The organism is Robinsoniella peoriensis, assembly GCF_000797495.1.
In the GTDB taxonomy this organism is placed as follows: Bacteria; Bacillota; Clostridia; order Lachnospirales; family Lachnospiraceae; genus Robinsoniella; species Robinsoniella peoriensis.
The window spans coordinates 508844-530435 of record NZ_JTGN01000003.1; the positions used below are offsets into that span (position 1 = coordinate 508844).

Annotated in this window: 14 protein-coding genes; all 14 read left to right on the forward strand. The window is 40.6% G+C overall.

Translation table 11 applies throughout. The features are described 5' to 3' along the window. Positions 1 to 185: 185 nt before the first annotated feature. Positions 186 to 1631 (forward strand): ABC transporter substrate-binding protein, encoded by a 1446-nt coding sequence (locus QR40_RS08505; protein ID WP_044294333.1) that lies wholly within the window; start codon positions 186 to 188, stop codon positions 1629 to 1631. Between the two features lie 79 nt (positions 1632 to 1710). Further along, positions 1711 to 2583 (forward strand): carbohydrate ABC transporter permease, encoded by an 873-nt coding sequence (locus tag QR40_RS08510; RefSeq protein WP_027292121.1) that lies wholly within the window; start codon positions 1711 to 1713, stop codon positions 2581 to 2583. Positions 2584 to 2593: 10 nt separating this feature from the next. After that, positions 2594 to 3424: a carbohydrate ABC transporter permease gene (locus tag QR40_RS08515; RefSeq protein WP_027292120.1), complete on the forward strand. Its 831-nt coding sequence runs from the start codon at positions 2594 to 2596 to the stop codon at positions 3422 to 3424. A gap of 14 nt (positions 3425 to 3438) precedes the next feature. Beyond that, the gene (locus QR40_RS08520; protein ID WP_044294334.1) at positions 3439 to 4704 is read left to right on the forward strand and encodes a Gfo/Idh/MocA family protein; all 1266 of its coding nucleotides are present in this window, start codon (positions 3439 to 3441) and stop codon (positions 4702 to 4704) included. A 168-nt stretch (positions 4705 to 4872) separates the two neighbouring features. Then, positions 4873 to 6642, forward strand: a complete 1770-nt coding sequence (locus tag QR40_RS08525) for a sensor histidine kinase (RefSeq protein WP_044294336.1) — start codon at positions 4873 to 4875, stop codon at positions 6640 to 6642. Then, positions 6639 to 8165: a response regulator transcription factor gene (locus tag QR40_RS08530; protein WP_044294339.1), complete on the forward strand. Its 1527-nt coding sequence runs from the start codon at positions 6639 to 6641 to the stop codon at positions 8163 to 8165. Before QR40_RS08525 ends, QR40_RS08530 begins: the two co-directional genes overlap by 4 nt. Before the next feature lie 166 nt (positions 8166 to 8331). After that, positions 8332 to 10029: a sensor histidine kinase gene (locus QR40_RS08535; protein ID WP_152614182.1), complete on the forward strand. Its 1698-nt coding sequence runs from the start codon at positions 8332 to 8334 to the stop codon at positions 10027 to 10029. Next, positions 10022 to 11563, forward strand: coding sequence for a response regulator (locus tag QR40_RS08540; RefSeq protein ID WP_044294341.1), 1542 nt, complete (start codon positions 10022 to 10024; stop codon positions 11561 to 11563). The genes QR40_RS08535 and QR40_RS08540 overlap by 8 nt, the downstream gene beginning before the upstream one ends. Before the next feature lie 242 nt (positions 11564 to 11805). After that, positions 11806 to 13191, forward strand: coding sequence for an ABC transporter substrate-binding protein (locus tag QR40_RS08545; protein WP_052377610.1), 1386 nt, complete (start codon positions 11806 to 11808; stop codon positions 13189 to 13191). A gap of 87 nt (positions 13192 to 13278) precedes the next feature. Beyond that, positions 13279 to 14169 (forward strand): carbohydrate ABC transporter permease, encoded by an 891-nt coding sequence (locus QR40_RS08550; RefSeq protein WP_044294343.1) that lies wholly within the window; start codon positions 13279 to 13281, stop codon positions 14167 to 14169. Beyond that, positions 14169 to 15002, forward strand: coding sequence for a carbohydrate ABC transporter permease (locus tag QR40_RS08555; protein ID WP_027292113.1), 834 nt, complete (start codon positions 14169 to 14171; stop codon positions 15000 to 15002). Before QR40_RS08550 ends, QR40_RS08555 begins: the two co-directional genes overlap by 1 nt. Positions 15003 to 15756: 754 nt before the next feature. Continuing rightward, a complete protein-coding gene (locus QR40_RS08560; protein ID WP_044294344.1) occupies positions 15757 to 18639 on the forward strand; it encodes a glycosyl hydrolase family 95 catalytic domain-containing protein in 2883 nt (960 codons plus the stop codon). A 251-nt stretch (positions 18640 to 18890) separates the two neighbouring features. Then, positions 18891 to 19964 carry a LacI family DNA-binding transcriptional regulator gene (locus tag QR40_RS08565; protein ID WP_027295586.1) on the forward strand — a complete coding sequence of 358 codons (1074 nt, stop codon included), beginning with the start codon at positions 18891 to 18893 and terminating at the stop codon, positions 19962 to 19964. A gap of 363 nt (positions 19965 to 20327) precedes the next feature. Further along, positions 20328 to 21572, forward strand: coding sequence for a cupin domain-containing protein (locus QR40_RS08570; RefSeq protein ID WP_044289605.1), 1245 nt, complete (start codon positions 20328 to 20330; stop codon positions 21570 to 21572). Positions 21573 to 21592 lie beyond the last annotated feature (20 nt).

Genomic DNA, 21592 nt, shown 5'->3' on the forward strand with positions numbered 1-21592 from the left:
GTACTAGCTTGTTCTGCGTTGCATGTTGTGAATACAGCGGTGGGCAGAAAAACGGTTTCCCGCTGAGCCTATGTAAAAAAAATCCACCCATACATGTCAAGTCTGTGTATTCCTTAAACACGGGTTGGCTGATAGAATAAAGACATACCAAAACAACACGAAAAGGTGAAGGAGGAAATATAATTATGAAAGCAAGAACAAGAAAAATAACAGCACTGTTAGCAGCAAGCTGTATGAGCGTCGGCCTACTGGCAGGATGCGGGGGTTCCGGAGAAACTGCAGCAACAAAAGGAGAAACAGGAAAAGAAACAGCAGAGGCATCCACGGAAAAAACCGAAGGAAGTACGGCTGGAAATACAGAATCAGACACCGCGGCTGCGGATGCAGGCAGTGAAGCAGGCAGCGAAGGGACAGCTGAAAGCACCGGAAAATCCATTACCCTGATGGCATCCCAGAACTGGGTAAAGGATATTGACAGAGAACTGTATAAAAAATTCCAGGATAAAACAGGAATCGAAGTAAAGGTTCTTGTGACTCCGGACAACGGTTATGATACCCTGCTTGGCACTTCACTGTCAGGAGGAAGTAATGCAGTGGACATGTTTATGTACTCAGCAGGTTCCAGTATGGTATCAGCGGGAATACAGGATGTAGCGGTAGATCTTTCCGGAGAATCCTGGACAGCAGACATGGAAGACTGGGCAAAAACCGCTAACAGTTATTCGGATAAAGTGATTGGATTTAGTACATGGGGCGTAGATTATGAAGGTATTTTATATAACAAGACCCTGTTCGAAGAAAATAAATGGGAAGTTCCTACTACATGGGATGGCTTTATGGCTCTTTGTGATCAGATTAAGGAAAAGGGAGTGATGCCGCTCTATGAAAGTATCAATGGTGTATGGCATGCACAGAGCTGGGTATATGGTCTGACACCGGCAATGTATGAAGAAAAACCAGATTTTCCGGCTTACCTGAACGAAAGCGCTGACAATAAATTTGCAGACATAGCATGCTTCAAAAAAGGTCTGGAGCAGATTGAACAGTTAATTTCCGCAAAAGACGGCGGGGAGCCTAAATACTATACCAATGATGGACAGTCAGAGGATTTCTTCGGAAGTTATCCATCTCTACAGAACCGTGAAACAGCAATGATGTTTACTTATTCCGCTTATGCGGCAGAACTTGCGGCAAACGGCAGCACAGATGAATGGGGAATGTTCCCGGTTCCATTACTGGATAACCAGACCGGTGTATCCAATGGCGGCGGTGTATCCAAATTTATCAATAAAAACAGTGACAATATTGAAGAGTGCAAAATGCTCCTGAATTTCCTGGCTGAAAAAGAAAATCTGGAAGCGTATTATGCAGCACGTACAGACCTGGTAACCGCTGCATTCAAAAATGTAGAGAGTGTAAGCACAACAACTGCTACCACAGATATGCTGGAACGCAGTAAAAAGACACCGGAAGTTATGTTCATCAAAGATGTATTATATTTTGACAGCAATGTTTACCAGTACATACAGGGGTTTGCGGAAGGCACATGTACGGTAGACCAGTTTATTGAAAACTGTGACAATTATCGTGCGGAGATGTTTGAAGTGGCAGCCAGCGAAGCTGCTCAGTAGGGACATAATGATGGAGTGAAATTGAAAAATTTCACTCCATTCTTAAAAAATCAGGAAAACAAAAAGAGAGGAATCAACAGTGTATAATAAAAAAATTTATAAGAGTTATTTCACGGTTCCTGCAGTTGTGGTTTACACCCTGCTCTTCATGGTTCCAGTGGTACTGAATTTTTACTTTTCACTAACGGATTGGAATGCATTAAAAATCAGTGGAGAAACTGCAAGATTCATCGGTTTTAAAAATTTCCAGAAAATTTTCCAGAATCCGGAACTGCTGTCAGTAATCGGCAGGACTGTACTGTTTGCGGCAGTGACGACCATATTTAAAAATGTAATTGGATTTGCTTTAGCACTTGCATTTAATGAAGGAATGAAGACAAAAAATGTATTAAGAGCAGTATTCTTTCTGCCGGCAATGTTGTCACCCTTAATTATTGGTTTGATTTTCGGATCTATATTTATGAAAGCAGGATTTGCCAATCAATTACTGAGTGCCATCGGGCTGGACAACTTAAGCAGGGCCTGGCTTACTACAAAGGAGACGGCGCTTGGTACCACGATGTTTGTAGAAATCTGGAGACAGGTCGGATTTAACATGGTAATTTACCTTGCAGGACTTCAGCTGATTGATAAAAGTTACTATGAAGCGGCTGCCGTAGATGGTGCCAATGGATTACAGAAGATGCTTTATATCACCATTCCAAGGATTATGCCATCTTTTATCATTAATCTGTTGCTGAACTTATCTCAGGGATTAAAAGCCTTTGATATTATCTTTGTACTGACAGGCGGTGGACCTGCGGGATCCACAGAACTTATCAATACATTGGTATTCAAAGAGTTTGGAAAAGGATTATATGGAATGTCGGCAGCATATGGGGTTATTGTATTTATTATAACAGCAATTTTTGGAATTGCGGTCCTGAGGATTAAGGACGGCAGTGATGATTAGGAGGGAACAAATGAATACTAAGAAGAAAGCAAATATGTTATTGATCGCAAAGGAAATATTCTTCTGGGTACTGGCACTGATTGTCATCGTTCCATTCCTGATTGTAATCTTTAACGCATTTAAAACAAAACCAGAATCAATTAATATGGAATTAACGCTTCCTGCAAAGCTTCATTGGGAAAACTTCAAAGAAGTGTGGGTGACCGGAAACATTCCGCGGTCCTATTGTAATAGTTTTATTATCAGTATCACCTCCGTAACCGTATCTGTTTTATTTTCTTCTCTGTGTGCTTTTGTATTAAGCAGGAGCAGAACCAAATGGAATAAAATTCTTTATGTATATTTTGCCATGGGATTAATGTTTCCCGTCAGCATGGTAACAATTGTGAAGGTGCTGCGGGTATTGCACTTATATAATAGTTTAGCAGGTGTTATTATATTATTCATAGCTTTGATTCTACCAATGAGTATTTTCCTGTTTTATGGATTTGTATCCGGGATACCAAAAGAATTGGATGAAGCAGCGGTCATAGATGGTGCAGGGGCTTTTCGGGTGTTCTTTCAGGTCATTTTTCCACTGCTGAAACCGGCAGCCGTAACCGTGTTCATGATTAACTTTCTGAACACCTGGAACGACTTTACCGTTCCGCTCTATGTATTACCCGATCCGGACAAAGCAGTCATTGTCCAGCAGGTATATAATTTCTATGGAACTTATACAGCCAATTGGAATTTGGTAAGTGTGACCATATTGTTTGCTATATTACCTGTCATGGTGGTTTATCTGGTTGGTCAAAAATTTATTATCTCAGGCATGGTGGCCGGAGCAGTGAAGGGTTAGGAGGAAGTGTAACAATGATAACAGCAATTTTGATTGGAGCAGGACAAAGAGGCGCTTTCGTTTACGGGGAATATGCTAAGAAGCATCCGGAAGAATTCAAAGTGGTGGCAGTTGCGGAACCACTGGAAGAAAGGCGGACAGAGTGCATTCAGACACATGGGATCAGCCCGGACAGGGCATTAACAGACTGGAGGGATCTGCTGGCACTTGGGAAAATAGCAGATTGTGCAATGGTGTGTACCCAGGACCGGTTTCATCTGGAACCAGTCAGAGAATCACTGCGCCAGGGATACCATGTGATGTGTGAAAAGCCTATGTCCCCCAATCCGGAAGAATGTGTGGCAATGGGCGAGTATGCAAAACAGTATAAAAAAACTCTGACTGTCTGTCATGTTCTGCGCTATTCTCCTTTTTACAGTGCATTGAAAAATATTATAGACAGCCAGGTAATCGGAGATATTATCAATATCCAGCATCTGGAATGTGTAGGTTACTGGCACCAGGCACACAGCTTTGTCCGGGGGAATTGGAGAAATTCCAAAAGCAGCAGCCCTATGATACTGCAGAAATCCTGTCATGATATGGACATTCTCGCATGGCTCACCGGCAAAAAATGCCGGAAAGTTTCTTCTTTCGGAGCACTGACCCACTTCAAAAAGGAAAATGCCCCAAAAGGAGCGGCCAGGTATTGTATGGGAGGATGCAAAGCAAGAAGCCAATGTCCATACGATGCAGTGAAAATATATCTGGAGCAGGAGGAATGGTATTCGGAAACCATACGGAAGGTAGTAGCACTGGAAGGTACCAATGAAGCAGTCAGCCTTGCACTTAAGGAAGGTCCTTATGGAAGATGTGTATACGACTGTGACAATGATGTAGTTGATCATCAGGTGGTCAATCTGGAATATGAAGATGGAGTGACAGCCAGTTTTACCATGTGTGCATTTACAGGAAAAGGAAGCCGTGTAATGAACATTATGGGAACCCGTGGACAGATTCTTGGAGATATGGAAGAGAATACCATTGAGGTACTGGACTTTCTCACCGGAAATTCTGTTAAGACTACCGTCAAGACCGGTAACTCCGGACACAGCGGAAGCGATGATAAGTTTATGGAGGGATTTCTGAAAACGGTGCAGACAGATGGTGCTTATTCCTTGTCAGGGGCGGAAGTATCAGTGGAAAGTCATTTGGTGGCTCTTGCAGCAGAAGAGTCCAGAGTAACCGGAAAAACTATAGAAATGGACGAATACCGGAAGAAAATAGCTGAAAGAATATAGAGTGCATATAAAAGTTATATATTTACATATCACCCCCCAAAATTAATAAGAGTGATGCTTGTAGTAATCGTAACTAAATGATAGAATAATAGAAACGGTCATAAATATATGATTTCAATATCAGAAAAGAATAGGAGGAAGGTCTATGCAAAGTATTTTGCACAGGCCTTGAATCGTATCAGAATGGAAAAAGAACCGATAGTAAAAAAATTATTCCGAACGTATATTTTCTGGATTATAATATGTATTTTTGTGATACTTTGCAGTACGGTTTTGTATGCCGGAAATGTAATTAATTCTAATATTACGGAAACTCAGAAGCAGCTTACTCTGAGTATCAATCAGAATATAGAAAATTATTTTCAGGATATGAATGATTTTTCCATGGAGCTTATAAAATCCAGTATGTTTCGTGAGACAGCTCTGGGCAGGCTGCCGGAATACTATGAAGAAGGCCGCAACACGGTAGATTTATTCTCCAATCTTTATCTGGAAGCTTATAAAATGATCCAAAAAAAATACCATGTTGGAATTATTACGGATCAGAATTACTATATCTGGATGGGGAATGAATACTTTATTGAACGTCTCCCCAAAAAGGCACCTGATACATATCAGAATCTTGTAAAGGATGGAAGTGCGGTCATAAAATATCTGGAAAAAAATGAATATCTTTTGGAGGCTATGGGAAACAGATCCATTACTGATAAAGACAATTCAAAAATAACATTGTCCAGAAGTTTTGGAGGCAGCAGCTTTTTTTATAATGGATCTGCGATTTTAGAAGTACAGATGGATGCAGATGAATTTACAGAAGATATGCGCAGGCTTTCATCCAGCAAAAATGAAGCGGGGCTGCAGATCCATATTCTCAATGATGCAGGGGACACGATATTTTCTGAGACGGAATTAGACAGCAAAAAATTTCTGGAAGAAAATGACTGGAAGCCAGGAAGCTTTCGAAAAAATGGCTATTACACCTATGTCTATAAGATTTTCAATTCTGACATTTATGTACTCTACACCATATCAATACTTAGTTATTATAATAAATTACTAACATTTTTGGGGATTACTATTATATTTTTTCTGATTATTACGGCACTTATGATTGCGGTAAGCTATCGTGTCTCCAGAGAGATTTCCAAACCGATTCATGATGTCTGCCACGAGCTGAGAAAGGTGGATCTGGCGCAGGGAATCCGGTATCAGCGGGTGGATACGGATATTCTGGAACTGGATTATCTTTCCAACTCGATAGGAGAATTGAATGAAAAATTAGAAGAATCCATGCATCACATTATAACGTTAAAGGATTTTGAAATACACTCAAAGCTTCTTGCATTGCAGGCGCAGATGCAGCCGCATTTTCTGGTAAATACACTTACCACCATGGGATCTATGGCAGAGGAAACGAAGAATCAGGATATTGCAAGAATGTGTTTGAATCTGACACAGATGTTTCGCTATATATCGGCAGAAGAGAGTGAAGGTGTACGCCTGTTTGAAGAGATGAAGCATGTGAACAGATATGTGGATATTATGAAGGAACGTTTTCCAAATGCACAGGTTGATAGCGATATTCCGCTGGAGATGATGAATATCCGGGTTCCCAAACTGATCATCCAGCCCCTGGTAGAAAATTCATTTAAATACTGCAACCGCAGCAAGCCTCATATTAAAATCGCAGGAGAATTGCGGGATGGAAGATGCTGGAGCATAAAGGTCTCTGATAATGGCGCCGGTTTTTCAGACAGCAAGGTGGAAGAAATCCTCAAAAAGTGTGAAGAAAGCATGGATGGAGTTAACAGCCTTTCCACTAAGATAGACGGCATGGGACTAGTAAATGTATATGTAAGGCTTCAGCTTTTCTATCGGGAAGAAGTAGTCTACGAGATAAATCAGGAAGGAATTGTAATTGGAGGGAAGGTTTTATGAAGGCAGATGAAAAGGGAAGTATCAAAGCGATTGTTGTAGAGGATGAACTTAAGATAGGGACTTATATTAAGCACAAAATAGAATATCTGGACCCATCCATTACCGTGGCAGCCCTGGCGGAAAATGGGAAGCGGGCGCTGGCACTAATTGAAGAACACCAGCCCCAGGTAGTATTTACGGATATCTCTATGCCGGTGATGGACGGGCTGGAATTATCCAGAATTGTTAAAAATACTTATCCGGGCATGATCGTGGTCATTATCTCGGGATACTCAGATTTTTCCTATGCCCAGAAGGCTATCAAATATGGTATTTTTAATTATATACTTAAACCTCTTGAGGATGAAAAACTATTAGATGTGCTGTTTGATATAAAGAAGAGTCTGGCTTATTCGAAAACGAAACAGGAGCGGCAGGTTCTCTATTCGGATGCCTATATGTTTCAGCAGACAGCCAGAGTCCGGTATGCAATTTTTTCCGTATGTATCGGAAATCTGTTTTACGATATTGAGGATGTGGTACTCACAGAGTACTACAGCAGGATTATACAGGAAATTCCCTGGAGAAAATTAGCGGAAGAGCTTTGCAGAGACGGACAGAACTGGTATCTGGCAGATGAACAGGTAGTTAATCAGAAGATAATCGGAATCCAGATCAGAGAAGAAGAGAACGGAGAAACAGAGAATCTGGCAAAACGATTAATGTCTTTATTAGAACTAAGAACAGGGCTTGCAATACATATCTGCCTGTCAGAACAGCTTGTGCAATATGAAGATGTATGGAACCTGACCAAGCGGTTACGCCATTTAATGCAGCAAAAATTAGTGATTGGGCAGTCACAGATTCTATTTGTAGAAAAAGAAAAAGAGGATAACCAGGGGATTCTGGATATCGTTAAAATGAAATTAAGCAGCTATATCAAAAATTATTTTCTGCATACCGATTTGAAGAACTTTACCGACGAGATTCAGATAGTATTAAAATATATGATTCAAAACAGATCGACCCAGGAGAACATAGAAAAGGTAAGCTTATACGTTCTGAAGCTGCTGGAACTATCCGGTCAGGACTGCGAGGCAGCATTTCAGGAAGATATACAGATAAGGCAGCAGCGGTGCATCGGTCTCTCAGCAACGGAAGATGAACTGATCGAAAGTCTTATGGGATGCTTTCAAAAAATAGGAAGATATGTAGAGGAGCTCTATGAAAAGAAGGTAGAGACGAGGGTACTGGAATATGTGGACAGTAATTTCCTGACCCTGGAAGGTCTGGAGCAGGTAGCCGATGTGTTTGGATATAATTACACTTATCTGTCCCGTTTGTTTAAAAAAATGTCCGGTGTATCCATGAATAAGTATATCACGGAAAAGAAAATCACTCTGTCAAAACAGATGCTACGAGAGCACCCGGAGATGGTTCTGGAAGAGGTCTGTGAATTGTGCGGATATAACGATTGCCGGTATTTCAGCAGGGTTTTTAAAGCGCAGACAGGGATAACGCCCAGTGAATACCGGTGTTTATGAATTATCATTCATCTTAGGCAGGAGGAAATAGGAGGAAAAATCTGTGCGTAAAAAACCCGGAAAAAAATCAATACAAAAGAAACTTTTTTTTTCATACCTAATACTCAGTGCTGTAACGATTTTAACATTTTTGTTCACGATATATTATTTTAATAAGAATACACTTATGAAAAAAGCTGAGGAATCCTTGTATCAGACTGCAAATGCCATAGCAACCGAAGTTGAACAGGATCTGGAGAAGGCAAATAACCTGCAAAAGAGAATACTATTTTCAAAAATTATAAAAAATCTGATTTTTACTGATGAAGAGAAGTTTACTGCACAGAGTGTGGAGCTGCAGCGTCAGTTTAATGATTATAGCAATCTGGTGTGCGGTCCGGATGACTACCGGAATTATCAGCTAAACTTTTTGAATTTTAATGGTAATTTTGCCGGCGTGGGTTATAACCCATCTATCAGAAAATTGTCACCTGAAGAAGTGGAGGCAATTCCTTACAGGGAAGAAATACTAGAACTAAATGGTAAATTATTTCTAACCAGACCATATGAGACGGTTTGGGGCAGTCAGAAAACTAAGGTAATCTCCATGTGCCGGGCCATATGTGAAGAAAATGTAATGACTCCTACGGCGATTATGGAGACCCAGATTGCATTTCAGGAGCTTGAGAGGATTATTGGAAGATATGTATCTGCTCTTGATGATATGGGGGATAGTGGTGGTCAGGTTGTGGTGTATAATGAACGGGACGAGTTGATTTACCATGAAAGTGAGTCAGAGAGTGCAGGTAATTATTATATAGAGCAGATGAAGAAAAGTACGGCAGATAAGATATCTCACACTTTAAATAATCCGCTTACGAAGAAGGATGAAGTATTGGTGAGTGCTTATGCAAAAAAGTATAATTGGACAATTCTGGCTATTCGTGAAAAGGATATATTTCTTGCACCGGTTCGAAATCTGAGGAATATAATTTTACTTATTGGGATTGTGGTTATAGGTATCACGGGATTCATTACTCATATGATGGCGAAACAGCTGTCCAGTCCCCTAATGGAATTTAATGGACTTATGAGGGAGCTGCAGTTGGAAGAAATCGCCGCATATGAACCGGCGGAGATTGAAACAGATATTTTAGAATTATCGGAGCTGAATCAGGTATTTGTAAAGATGTGCAAGAAACTGCAGGAATCTCTGAATACAATAGTATCTATACGTGCTCATGAGGTTCAGGCAAAACTGCTTGCTATGCAGGCGCAGATGAATCCCCATTTCTTATATAATATACTATCTATCATTAAGATAATGGGAAAAGAAGCAGGCAGCAAACAGATTGTAGAAATAAGTACAGATTTATCCAAAATGCTTCGCTATGTGTCGAATTCAGATATGAACATGGTTACTATAAAAGATGAAAAAGATTACACGATTCAATACTTAAATCTGATGAAAGTCCGCTATGAAGACAGACTTTACTGGGAAATTGAAATACCGGAGGAAATGGATACTGTGGTAGTTCCAAGACTTGTGCTCCAACCCTTGGTAGAAAACAGTATTAAGTATGCATCAGAAAATTATTCCCAGGGGATCATTGACATACAGGGAAGCATCACGGAAAATACCTGGAAAATCGAAGTAGAGGATAATGGCCCTGGAATGGACGAATTGCAGATAATGGAGTTGGAACAGAAACTGGCGGATTTCCTCCCCGAGAAAAATATTCCCGAGGCGCAGATTGATGGAATGGGACTTTTGAATATTTTTGCCAGATTAAAGCTGGCGTACGGAGATAAGGCAATTTTCACATTGCAGGGATCTGATTACGGTGGATTAAAGGTTACAATTGGAGGAAAAATAAATGAGTGATAAACAATATTCTGTGGTAGTAGCGGAAGATGAAACCATTATTTTGAGGGATGTGGTCAGGGAAATCGAAGGTATGGATATGGGATTTTGCGTGGTGGGAACTGCGGCTAATGGTGTGGATGCTTTGAGATTAGTGCAGACCATGAAACCGGATGTGCTGGTAACGGATATTAAGATGCCGATGATGACAGGGATCCAGTTGATAGAGGAAGTCCGCAAAGAAAATAAAAACATCAAAATTGTTCTGTTGAGTGGTTTCAACGATTTTTCTTACGCACAGCAGGCTATCCATCAGGGTGTAGAGGAATATTTGTTGAAACCGTTGGAGTCAGAACAGTTGGAGGAAGTACTTGTACGAATCAAAAAATCCCTGACCGCGAAGCGCAGATCCAGCGCACGAGAGATATTATCATCAACGATCAGTGGGGTTAATTATGAGAAATCGCTGCCTTTTGATCATGAAGACCGATACTTTGCTCTGTTTTTAATCAATATTGGTAATCTTCCATGGAATATGATTTCTTTGAATCATATGGAATATATTCGGCAGTTGTGGAAAAAAATAAACTGGGAGGAAATTCTTCCAAATCTAACGGAAGAAGATGTTCCATTCTGGATTATCGATGAAAAGCATATTAACCAGAAGTTTTTCGTAGCAGGATATGGGAAGCAGTTAGATGATGTACGTGTGCGAAGAGAAGGTGATGTTCTGCTGAGGGAGATCCGGAAAAGAATACAGGAAATACCGGTGTACATTTGTATGGATGAAGCGGTAGTAGAATATCAGGAAATTCAATCTGTTTCCCACAAATTGCGTACCCGGATGGAAAAAAATCTTGTAATTGGAAGATATGCTGTGCCGGTGAGTATTCCGGATGCAGTCAATGTAAATGAATTATCTGCAAGTGCGGTACAGGAAAAACTTCTTATTTCCCTGAAAAAGGGAAGTATTGCAGCAATCGAAAAAGATATAATGGAATATATAGCTGACATGGACAAAGCCGGAGTAAGTCAGCGCCAGGTGGAAAAAAACATTCTGCAAATTCTGCGCTTTTTAATTGAAAGAGGGCAATTCAGATCCGTGCCGGATACGGTTCATCTGGAATACCAGCTCCAGGAAAAGTTGTTTCCGGTACATAAAATGGAGGAAATGAAAGAGCAGATCTGGGATATGCTGGAGGGATATATCAGTTTTGAATTTGAAGAGGAAAAGAGTGATACACTGGTGCAGTGGGTGGAATCATATATAGATAAACATTATGCTGAAGACATTACGGTTGAGGATTTGTCCAGGATCTTTCATTTTAATGGAACATATCTTACACGTGTATTTAAAAAGCATAAAGGCGAGTCTCCGGTCAAATATATCATAGGTGTGAGGATGAATAAGGCAATAGAGCTTATGAAGACTCAAAAAGATATGGATTTAAAACAGATTGCAGAATTGGTGGGATATGTGGATTCTCATTATTTCAGCCGTATCTTCAAAAATAGAACCGGAAAAACACCATCTGAGTATAGAAGTGAATTGTAAGAATGTGCTGATAAAGAAAAGAGAAAGTGTGGAAATATTGAAACAGGCAGCGTATGGGAAAACCTTTTACGTTAGCCTGTTTTTAGATTAGAGATAATTTAGCTGTGCAGAAATGTCTACCTCTAGTGGTTTGCTTCGTCTATTTAAAAAAAACTAAAGATCGGATATGATACAAACATAGCAAACAGCAGTAAATACAAAGCTGTCAAGCAAAAATATTAAAATAGAAGGAGAAAGAAATTATGAAGAATAAGATGGTGACAAAATGCCTAAGCGTAATATTAGCAGTGGCAATGACTGGAAGTATGGCAGGTTGTGGTAAAACAGATAAATCTGCAGAAGAAACAAAAGCACTGACAGAAGCAGCGGGAGAAGAGAAATCAGACACAGCAGAGGTAACAACTGGAACAGAGAAATCAGAAGAATCATCTGGATCGGATATCACAAATGAGGATATCACAATTACGGTAGCGGCTTCTGCAAGCTGGATTCGTGATATCGACAGAGAACTGGCAGACAAGTTTACCCAGGAGACAGGAATTAAAGTTGACTTACAGGCGAATCCGGATGACCAGTATGAAAATGTATTGATGACGAGACTGGCTTCAGGTGAAGGTCCTGATATTTACATGGGTGAGACCGGATTGGCTCTGCAGAGATTCCAGACTGACAAATATGCGCTTGATTTATCAGGTGAAGAGTGGGCAGCAAGATATCCGGAATGGATGACGGATCAGGCGAGTTACAATGGAAAATTAGTTGGATTTACTACCTGGGGTCGTGATTTCCGGGCTATGATTTATAACAGTGCGATTTTTGAAAAAAATAATATCGCAGTCCCAACAGACTATAAGACCTTTACGGAAGCCTGTGATGCTTTATTAGCAGCAGGGATCACACCGGTATATTTCCCTGGTAAAGAGGAATGGTACTGTGCACAGGCTTTTGACGGAGCAACAAACATTGAGACCAAAGCACCGGGCACATTTGAAAAGCTGAATAACAATGAGACAACCTTTGGGGAGTCAGAAGAGGCAGTAAAATACCTGACAAATTTAAAAGACAGTGCAGAAAAAGGATATTTTGGTGAAAATTACTTATCCAATACATTTGATCAGGGAGCGACTGTAATGGCAAATGGTGAATGTGCAATGTGGTTCGGATGGGCTACATATGTTAATGATATCGAAGCAGCGGGCGGTCCTTCGGCAGATACATATCTTGCATTCCCATGCCCATATGCAGATGATTTCAGCACAGTGGCGATGACAGGTGCAGGTATGACACGCATGATCAATAAAGATGGAAAAAATATTGAAGCTTGTAAAAAATATTTCAACTTCTTAGCGGAAGAAGGTAATTTACAGACATATTATGATGGACGTACAGACTTACTGGAGTCCACTTTAGAAGGCGCAACAGCAAAGGCTCCAAAGGATTTTACGGCTGTTATGGAAATGGTTGGTGACAAAACGCAGGCATCACCGGCTCAGGCAGTATTATATGCAAGTGCGGACGGAAGCTTTGGTAAAAACATTCAGAGCATGTTCTTTGGACAGATGACACCTGAACAGGTATTAGATTCCCTGGATGCAGCAAGACAGAAAATGTTTAAAACGGTTGAGTGATCGTGAAACAAATTAACAATCACAGAGTCTTGGGTTTTCATGGAAAAGAGAAAATCCCAGGACTCTCTTTATAAGAAGGATAAATATATGAAGAGAAAAAAATCATTACAGCGATCAATGTATCCGCGCAGTATGGTACTTCCGGCATTCGTATTATACACGGTACTTTTTATGATCCCAACCATTGTGGGTATCTACTTTGGATTCACAAACTGGAATGTCTATAGTTCTGATATTAAGTTCTGCGGGCTGGATAACTTTAAGTTTATTTTTTTGGATCAACCATTTAAATATGTAAGGCCCATTATGAATACCATCGTATTTGCTCTGGCTACCTCTGTTTTTGAGGTTGCGTTGGGACTGGGACTGGCGATGCTTCTGAACGGAAAAGTGTTCGGAAGAAATGTACTTCGTTCCGTATATTTCATACCGCAGGCAGTATCTACCATTGTAATTGGTATTATGTTTACTACAATTCTAAGTCCCACAGGTCTTCTGAATAATTTCCTGGATGTGATTGGACTTGATATGCTGCAGAGAAAATGGCTGATTACACTGCAGACTGCTATGCCATCTGTAATAGGTGTCGAAGTATGGCGTTACTTTGGACTTAATATGGTAATCTTTCTGGCTGGTTTGCAGGGAATAGATAAGACTTATTACGAAGCGGCCCGCATCGATGGTGCAAACAAATGGCAATTGTTTAAAAATATTACAATACCATATATCATGCCTGCTGTTACAATCAATCTGGTATTAAATGTAGTACATGGTTTCCGTGCATTTGATATCGTATATTCGCTGACAAATGGCGGACCGGGAAATGCAACAGAGGTTATTGCAACTATGGTATACCGGGAATACTCAGCAGGAGATTACGGTCTGTCTTCTGCAATGAACGTATTGTTATTAATTATGACAACAGTCATTTCCTATATCGTAAATAAACAATCAAGTAAGAGGGAGGTATCAGCATAATGAAAGCGAAAAAAATAAGCATGAGTATTTTGCAGATTGTCTGCTGGGGATTTTCCATTGTTGTGCTGGTTCCATTCGTACTGATTATTTTGAACTCCCTGAAACCGGCAGCGGAAGCGGCATTTTTTTCATTGGAACTGCCTAAGGAATTGAAACTGGATAACTATGTCAATGCCTTTGTAAAAGGTAATATGCTGCGTGGCTATGTGAACAGTTCGATTATCGCCATTGCTTCTACAATTATAAGTAATGTAACTGCAGCAATGGCAGCATTTATTCTTGTAAGATCTGTAAATCGTCTAAATAAAGCACTCTACAGTTACTTTTTCTTTGGTGTTGTAGCAACAACCAATATGGTAAGTACTATGCTGGTAATGAGCCGTCTGCATATGACAAACAGTATATTGGGAGCTACCTTACTGACAGCGACCCAGGGAATATCCTTTTCCATGCTTCTGTTTACAGGATTTATCAAAGGAATTCCAAGAGAACTGGATGAGGCAGCCGCTATGGATGGTGCCACAGGATGGAAGATGTTCTTTCGCACAATTTTCCCGTTGCTGAAACCAGTTACCATGACGGGAATTATATTGAATTTCATGGGTGCATGGAATGGATTCGAATCACAATTATACCTCCTGACGGATAGTAAGAAATGGGGCGTAATGCTTTCCATGTACGGTGTGTATGGAGAATTTTCTTCACCATGGTCTACAGACTGGGGATTAATATGCGCTTATATCGTACTGACTATGGCACCGGTAATCATAATATATTTAATCGGACAGAGATATATTATTGAAGGTATGACTGCTGGAGCAGTGAAAGGATAAGTGCGCCCAGGAAAGGGCGGATAGTTTAGCGGGTGGAACACCCGCATGGCAAGGCGTAGCGAGCCACCATTAGCGAGTCTTGGGTTCTGACTGGTAACAGTCAGGGCTAAGCGTAGACAGTTAGGGAGCAGGGTTGTAAWGCTATAGAGCTCCGAAATTTTACAAAGTCCCGAAGGCCGACGCAGTTTATCCATGCGGAAGGCAACATCATGGCAGACGTTAAGGATTCAGGAGCGAGTCTGTTGTGGCTTCGGCGGAGTCTGAGAGCCAATCATGTTTCACTATGGCTATCCAGTCAACTGGGGAGAGCCTGTGGTCTCTTGCGGGCAGACTGCAAGTATTGCGTACAACTATAAAACGGAAATGCCGATTCTAAATCTTAAATTGCTAGGGCACTACAGGTACTATGGTTTGACCTATAACATCCAGTCACTGGTAAAATATCACTACAACACAACACAGTTGCTATATCGTTGGATGAACCGCAGAAGTCAGAAGAGAAGCTACAACTGGGAGGGATTCAAGCAGATGTTGGCGTATTACCCACTAGCTTATCCCAAGAAATACTTCAAACTCTATGCGTAGCATGAAACTGTAAAGGTTATTATGAAGAGCCGTATGCGGGAAAGCCGCACGTACGGTTCCGGAAAGGACTTCATATCGTGAGATATGATTTTACTAAACATTTTAATGTGGACACAAAAAATGGAAAAGGGTATAAGAATGAAATCAGATACGACAGAGGAGGCAAAAAATGGGGAACTGGTTGTATGGACGAAAAGGAGCAAAAGGATTTGATTCAGATACATATCCTGCAATTGGTGTGGGAAAAAACGGAAAAGATAAATGGAGGGACGCCCTGGCAGCAGGGAATGGAGAAATCGGGATCTTAGAAAGTTTTTCACCGGAAGAAGATGTGATTGTTTATCAAAATACCAAGCTGATTCTGGATACAAATGAAATATTCCATGTGCCGTATTATGCGGATATATTGGATGAGCAGAGAAAAAATGCAGTAATTCGAAAAGATACAGGATGCTGGGTCAGAAAAGCAGCAGATTATAATGAACAAACTTATGGTGTAAAGGGATATGTATCATCTAATTCCAGAACTTTTCATCCTGCAGCTCAGCTTCGTATAAGAAATTTAAAGTGCAGAGAAGTGGTAGAATTTAACCGTTATACGAATTTTGAAACAGGTGAAATAGGGGGACAGTGGAAGGACAGGAAAAAATGCGAGTGGAATATAAGGTCTTTTGCTTCCAGAAAAGATAATGTAATTATAACAGAGATCACAGCACCTGAAAGTGAGCAGCTGGATACAAAAATATGGATTGACAATCTGCTTGAGATGTCCGTAGAAACAGATGCATTTATAGACCGGGGTGTGCCTGAAATTCCACAAACCTGCGAATTTGTTGAGGAAGATTGGGGAAAAGCAACGGATAATGGGGATAACTGTAATGAAAAAATAAGCAAAGTGTGGATGGGGCAAGTCGGGAAATATGGGACGTTTTATACAAGTGGAAGTCCAAAAAAATATTCTGAATATGCTTATGGAGGCTGGTCTGTTACAATCTGTATCCTTACAAATGGAAAAGTTGAAATAGAAGACCATATAAGAGATATTCAGGTGCAGCCAGAATTTTGCCGCAATAGAAAAGAAAAAATGATACCCGGGTTCCAATCGCAGAGGCTTCATATTCAAAATGCTGATAAAATTATTCTCTTGGCAGAGATTGATAAAAAAGAACATCGCATTCATTGTTTAGATGACGCAAAAAAAATGCTATTTAAAGAAAGTTCCAACAGACTTAACGGGCTTGCCCAAAAGTATAAAGTGCAGGGTGAATTCCAGTATGAACAAGCACTGTCGGAACACAAAAAACTTCATCAGAAGGCATTTTCCAGAATGGATCTGGAACTTTGTTTTTCTGCTGAAGATAAGGCGGATAGAGAGCTGACAAATGAGGCGCTGATCTATAAACAGCAGCACTCCGAGAAGATAAATAAAGCATATCTGGAAAGGCTTTTTCAAAATGGAAGGTACCTGCTTCTTTGCAGCAGCGGCTATCATGTACCGCGTATGAATGGTATCTGGACGGGGAGCTGGCTGCCCCTGTTTCAAGGGAATTTCATTACTGATGCAAATGTAAATCTTCAGATAGCATCTATGAATATAGGAAATATGGAAGAAGTGGCAGCGGGATATATAAACTTTATTTTAAGGCAGCTCCCTGATTGGGAAAAGAATGCAGGAAATATTTATGGAATGACAGGTGCACTGAAAGCACCTTCTCACACAGATGGCAGCGGAAACGGAGAACTTTATCATTCTCTGCCCGGATATCCTCACGGATATTGGAATGCATCTACAGACTGGATGATATATCCGATTTTTGAATATTATGAATGCTTTGGAAGGGTTAAGGTTCCTGTGGGAAAAGACGTAGATCTGCCACGGCTGAAGCGGGTATTGGAATTGGAAGATGATGATATTGCCAGAATTGTGTGTGATGGGTTCGATCTTTTGAAAGACTTATTGGTACCAGTGATAGCAAAGATTATGAAATTCTGGGTGCAATACACAGATAATAGATTTTATAGGGGTGGGGACGGAACGATTCATTTGGCAGACGGGACGACTATAGAGGAGGAAGAAAATACCCCGTCCGGTTTTAGCAGAGTAAGTTATATTCTGAGTCCGGGCTATTCTCCGGAAAATGCGCCCGGAGGGATTGGATATAATGGCATGGAGTCTGTGGCAGCAAATGTGACAATGGATATTTCAGCAATAAAGAATTCGCTGTATATGGCGAAAAAAATATATGCAGACAGTCGGGATATGAAGTTAGAGATTCAGAAGGTACAGTGGGAAGTATTAGAAAGACGCCTGCCTGAATATTTATATACAGAAGATGGAGCGCTAAAAGAGTGGGCACTGGATAGTTTAAAAGAAAATTATAATCATCGTCACATCAGTCACGCGTATGCAGCGTGGCCTTGTCATGAGGCTGAGGAAAATAGAGTGCTGCGACTAGGAATTTTTCGTGCCATACAAAAGCGTACCCTGTTCAATCAAGGGGATGATGCCATGTCGCATGGGCATCTGCATAAAGCCCTGGCATCAGCACGTATTAAAGACAAAAAAGAAGTTGCACGTTCATTATACATACTAATAAGTGAAGGATATCAATATACATCATTGCTTACCTCTCATGATAAAAATCATGAATCTGCTTTCTGCACAGATAATGCAATCACTTTACCGGGCATTGTATTGGAGGCTCTGCTGTATTCCAATGATCATATTATTGAAGCTCTGCCAGCATTGCCGGATGGCTTGCACCGGGGTAATATCAGGGGAATCAAAACCAGAACAAGTGCAGGGATAAACAGACTTACCTGGATGCTCACGGATGAAAAAGAAGAATCAAAATATATTGAAATGGAAATAGCAGCGGCAGATGGAGGGGAACAAAAGGAAATCCATGTAAAGGTAGGTGTGACATGGAAATGGGCAACTGTTGATGGTGTAGAAGCGGAAGTAAGGCAGGATAGTGCTTATGAGAGTGAGAAATACGTTAATTTACAGTTACAGCCAAAAAACATTTATATTATAAAGTTCTTTTTATAATTTGTTTCAGATATATTTCAGTACGGCATTGAGGTTCGGTATCTCACAAGATCCTCCAAAAGATTATCCCCAAAATGCGGTCAGTAAAAAATAATTTAAGCTGTTTGAATCTTCGGAATATTATGCTATTATAATAATAATACCTCCCATATAGTGATAATCGTATGGTTTTACATATTGCATTTATGAGATGATAGAATAAATGCAGCGAGGATATTCATAAACCCATGTAAGGTGAGAAAGGAGGAGCCATGGCAGGCATAAAAGACGTGGCAAAGCGCGCCGGAGTTTCCATATCCACGGTTTCAAATGTATTAAATAATTCCAAATTTGTCAGCCCTGATTTGCAGAGAAAAGTAGAAATAGCTGCAAAAGAGCTTTCTTACAAACCGAATCCGGTAGCGAGAAGCATGAAGAAGAAAAAGTCAGGAACCATAGGAGTTATCACAGCTGATATGTGCGGGCTTTTTTATCCATATATTGTGAAAGGAATCTATTCTGTAGCAAATGAAAAAGGATACCAGATTATGATCTGTGATACCCAGGGAGTTTATGGGGAAGCGGCGGCTATCGAACGGGAGCTGGAAAAGTTTAAAAGTTTGATTACGAATCGGGTAGATGGAATTATATTTGCTTCTGTAGTGCCCCAGAGTGGACAGGACAATTATCTGAAGAAGTTAAAAAATCTGGCGGAGCATGATAAGAAAATTCCGCTGGTCAGCATAGAGCGTGACTTTTCAGAATTTGGGATAGATTCTGTGTATTTCGATGGTGTAACGGGTGCAAAAATGGCAGTGAAACATTTGATAGATGAAGGATGTAAAAGGATTGGGCATATTTCCGGACCTTTTTTTATGAGCATCGCAACAGACCGTGCCCTTGGATACCGGAAGGCAATGGCAGAAGCAGGACTAAGCGTGGATGATTCTATGGTTGCAGAAGGGGATTATTCTCACCAGAGCGGCTATGCTGCGATGAAGGAACTGCTTAAATCCATGCCTGGCATTGACGGTGTATTCAGCGGCAATGACCAGATGGCAGTAGGCGCATTAAAAGCACTGCGGGAGCACCATAAAAAAGTTCCGGAAGAGATTAAGATTATCGGCTATGATGATGTATTTATTTCAAGCGTAGTGGAACCGGCTCTTTCGACCATTCATATACGCAAAAAACATGCAGGGATTGAAACGGCAAAAATTTTATTTGACAGAATTGAAAATGAAGAAAATAAAGAAGTAATCAGGATGAAGATGGAATCGCGTCTGGTTGTTCGTAAATCTACGGTGAAAGATGCACCGGAAGATTGGATATTGTCGGACTGGTAAGAATAAAGAGTAAGGGTACCTTTTAACAGGAGGAAGCCCTTATTTTTTTGTGGTAAAAGTAATTTCAATTGACAGAAAAACGTTTTGCTGACATAGTCAAAACAAACGTAATATTTTATGGAATTAGCGTAAATGAATAAAATTGTCTTGCAAAAGAGTAAAGGGACAGGGGTATAAGTTGTGATATAGTGCTAAAAATACAGATAATATTTTGAATAAATTGTATAAAAAAATAATATTATTTAAAACACCATTGACAGAAAAACGTTTTTCTGATATTCTTGTGTCAAGTTAAACAGATGATTTTAGAAAGTAAATAAAAAATTATAAGAAATGTACAAATACTGGAGGAGGTTTATGCAAATGAATAAAAAGGAAGTAGTTGACCGGGCACTTGAGCAGGGAAAAGGAGTTTTACGGCTGGCGCCAACCTGGGTGCCGAGATCATTTTGCAGACCAGGTAAACGAATAAAACTACATCCGGACGATTATTTTATTCTGGGTCAGAGGGGCGGTATTGATGAACGATGGTTTGCTTCTACGACTTGGGCAGAAAATGGTCCCGGTACACCGGAGGATGAAGGACTGAGTTATATCGTTGCGGATGATGAAGGAAAGGAAAAAGTACTTCTGAGAGATGCCATAGAACTGGCAGGTCCGGCAATTATCGGTGAGACGCTATGGAATAAGTATCATGGCTGGGCAATGTTTTCCAAATTCTTTGATAATGCAGGACCGCTTCCCCATCATATCCATCACCGAGAAGAACATGCAAAACGGGTAGGGGCATCCGGCAAGCCGGAGATGTATTTCTTTCCCTCCCAGCTGAACAATCATGGCGGTGAATTTCCATTTACGTTCTTTGGATTTAATCCTGAGACTACAAAGGAAGCAGTGCTGGAAGCATTAAAGAAATTTACAAAAGGGGATAACAACATCCTGGGTTTATCCAGAGCTCATAAACTGGAACTGGATACGGGGTATGATGTACCGCCGGGAGTAATGCATGCACCCGGCAGCCTCTGCACTTACGAGCCTCAGTTTGCATCTGATGTTTACGCAATGTACCAGTCAGTACTATTAAATGGACAGATCGTGGGAGAAGATCTCCTATGGAAAAATACACCCCCGGAGGAAATGGGGAACTATGATTACCTTTTAGATGTAATTGACTGGGAAGCGAATATAGATCCCGACTTCCATGAAAAACGGTACATGAAGCCGGTTCCGGTGAGACCTTTGGAAGAAATGCTGGAAAAAGGTTACATAGAAGAATGGATCTGCTACAAATGCAAGACAGTTTCAGCAAAAAGGCTTACCGTATTACCGGGGCACACCGTTACGATCAGGGATCTGGCACCATATGGACTCATCTGCCTGGAGGGAAATGGAAAGTTTGGCGTATGGGAAATAGAGTCTCCGGCTTTAATCCATTATGGGGAATTAACCCACGATGAATATTTTGTAACAGAAAAAGCCGCAAAGGAAGGGGTCACAATCACAAATCCTTCCTCCACAGACCCAATTGTTATTCTGAAGCACTTCTCGGATAATCCGGAATTGAATATAAACCAGAGCCCGTTTGAAACTCCGGACACGCGCTGTTAAACATATAGGAAGGAGGAAGT

Bases quoted from the DNA above. Each gene is read 5' to 3' on its own strand.
- QR40_RS08520 (WP_044294334.1), top strand. From the start codon at position 3,439: ATGATAACAGCAATTTTGATTGGAGCAGGACAAAGAGGCGCTTTCGTT.
- QR40_RS08540 (WP_044294341.1), top strand. From the start codon at position 10,022: ATGAGTGATAAACAATATTCTGTGGTAGTAGCGGAAGATGAAACCATT.
- QR40_RS08515 (WP_027292120.1), top strand. From the start codon at position 2,594: ATGAATACTAAGAAGAAAGCAAATATGTTATTGATCGCAAAGGAAATA.
- QR40_RS08555 (WP_027292113.1), top strand. From the start codon at position 14,169: ATGAAAGCGAAAAAAATAAGCATGAGTATTTTGCAGATTGTCTGCTGG.
- QR40_RS08505 (WP_044294333.1), top strand. From the start codon at position 186: ATGAAAGCAAGAACAAGAAAAATAACAGCACTGTTAGCAGCAAGCTGT.
- QR40_RS08550 (WP_044294343.1), top strand. From the start codon at position 13,279: ATGAAGAGAAAAAAATCATTACAGCGATCAATGTATCCGCGCAGTATG.
- QR40_RS08560 (WP_044294344.1), top strand. From the start codon at position 15,757: ATGGGGAACTGGTTGTATGGACGAAAAGGAGCAAAAGGATTTGATTCA.
- QR40_RS08565 (WP_027295586.1), top strand. From the start codon at position 18,891: ATGGCAGGCATAAAAGACGTGGCAAAGCGCGCCGGAGTTTCCATATCC.
- QR40_RS08535 (WP_152614182.1), top strand. From the start codon at position 8,332: ATGAAAAAAGCTGAGGAATCCTTGTATCAGACTGCAAATGCCATAGCA.
- QR40_RS08570 (WP_044289605.1), top strand. From the start codon at position 20,328: ATGAATAAAAAGGAAGTAGTTGACCGGGCACTTGAGCAGGGAAAAGGA.
- QR40_RS08530 (WP_044294339.1), top strand. From the start codon at position 6,639: ATGAAGGCAGATGAAAAGGGAAGTATCAAAGCGATTGTTGTAGAGGAT.
- QR40_RS08545 (WP_052377610.1), top strand. From the start codon at position 11,806: ATGAAGAATAAGATGGTGACAAAATGCCTAAGCGTAATATTAGCAGTG.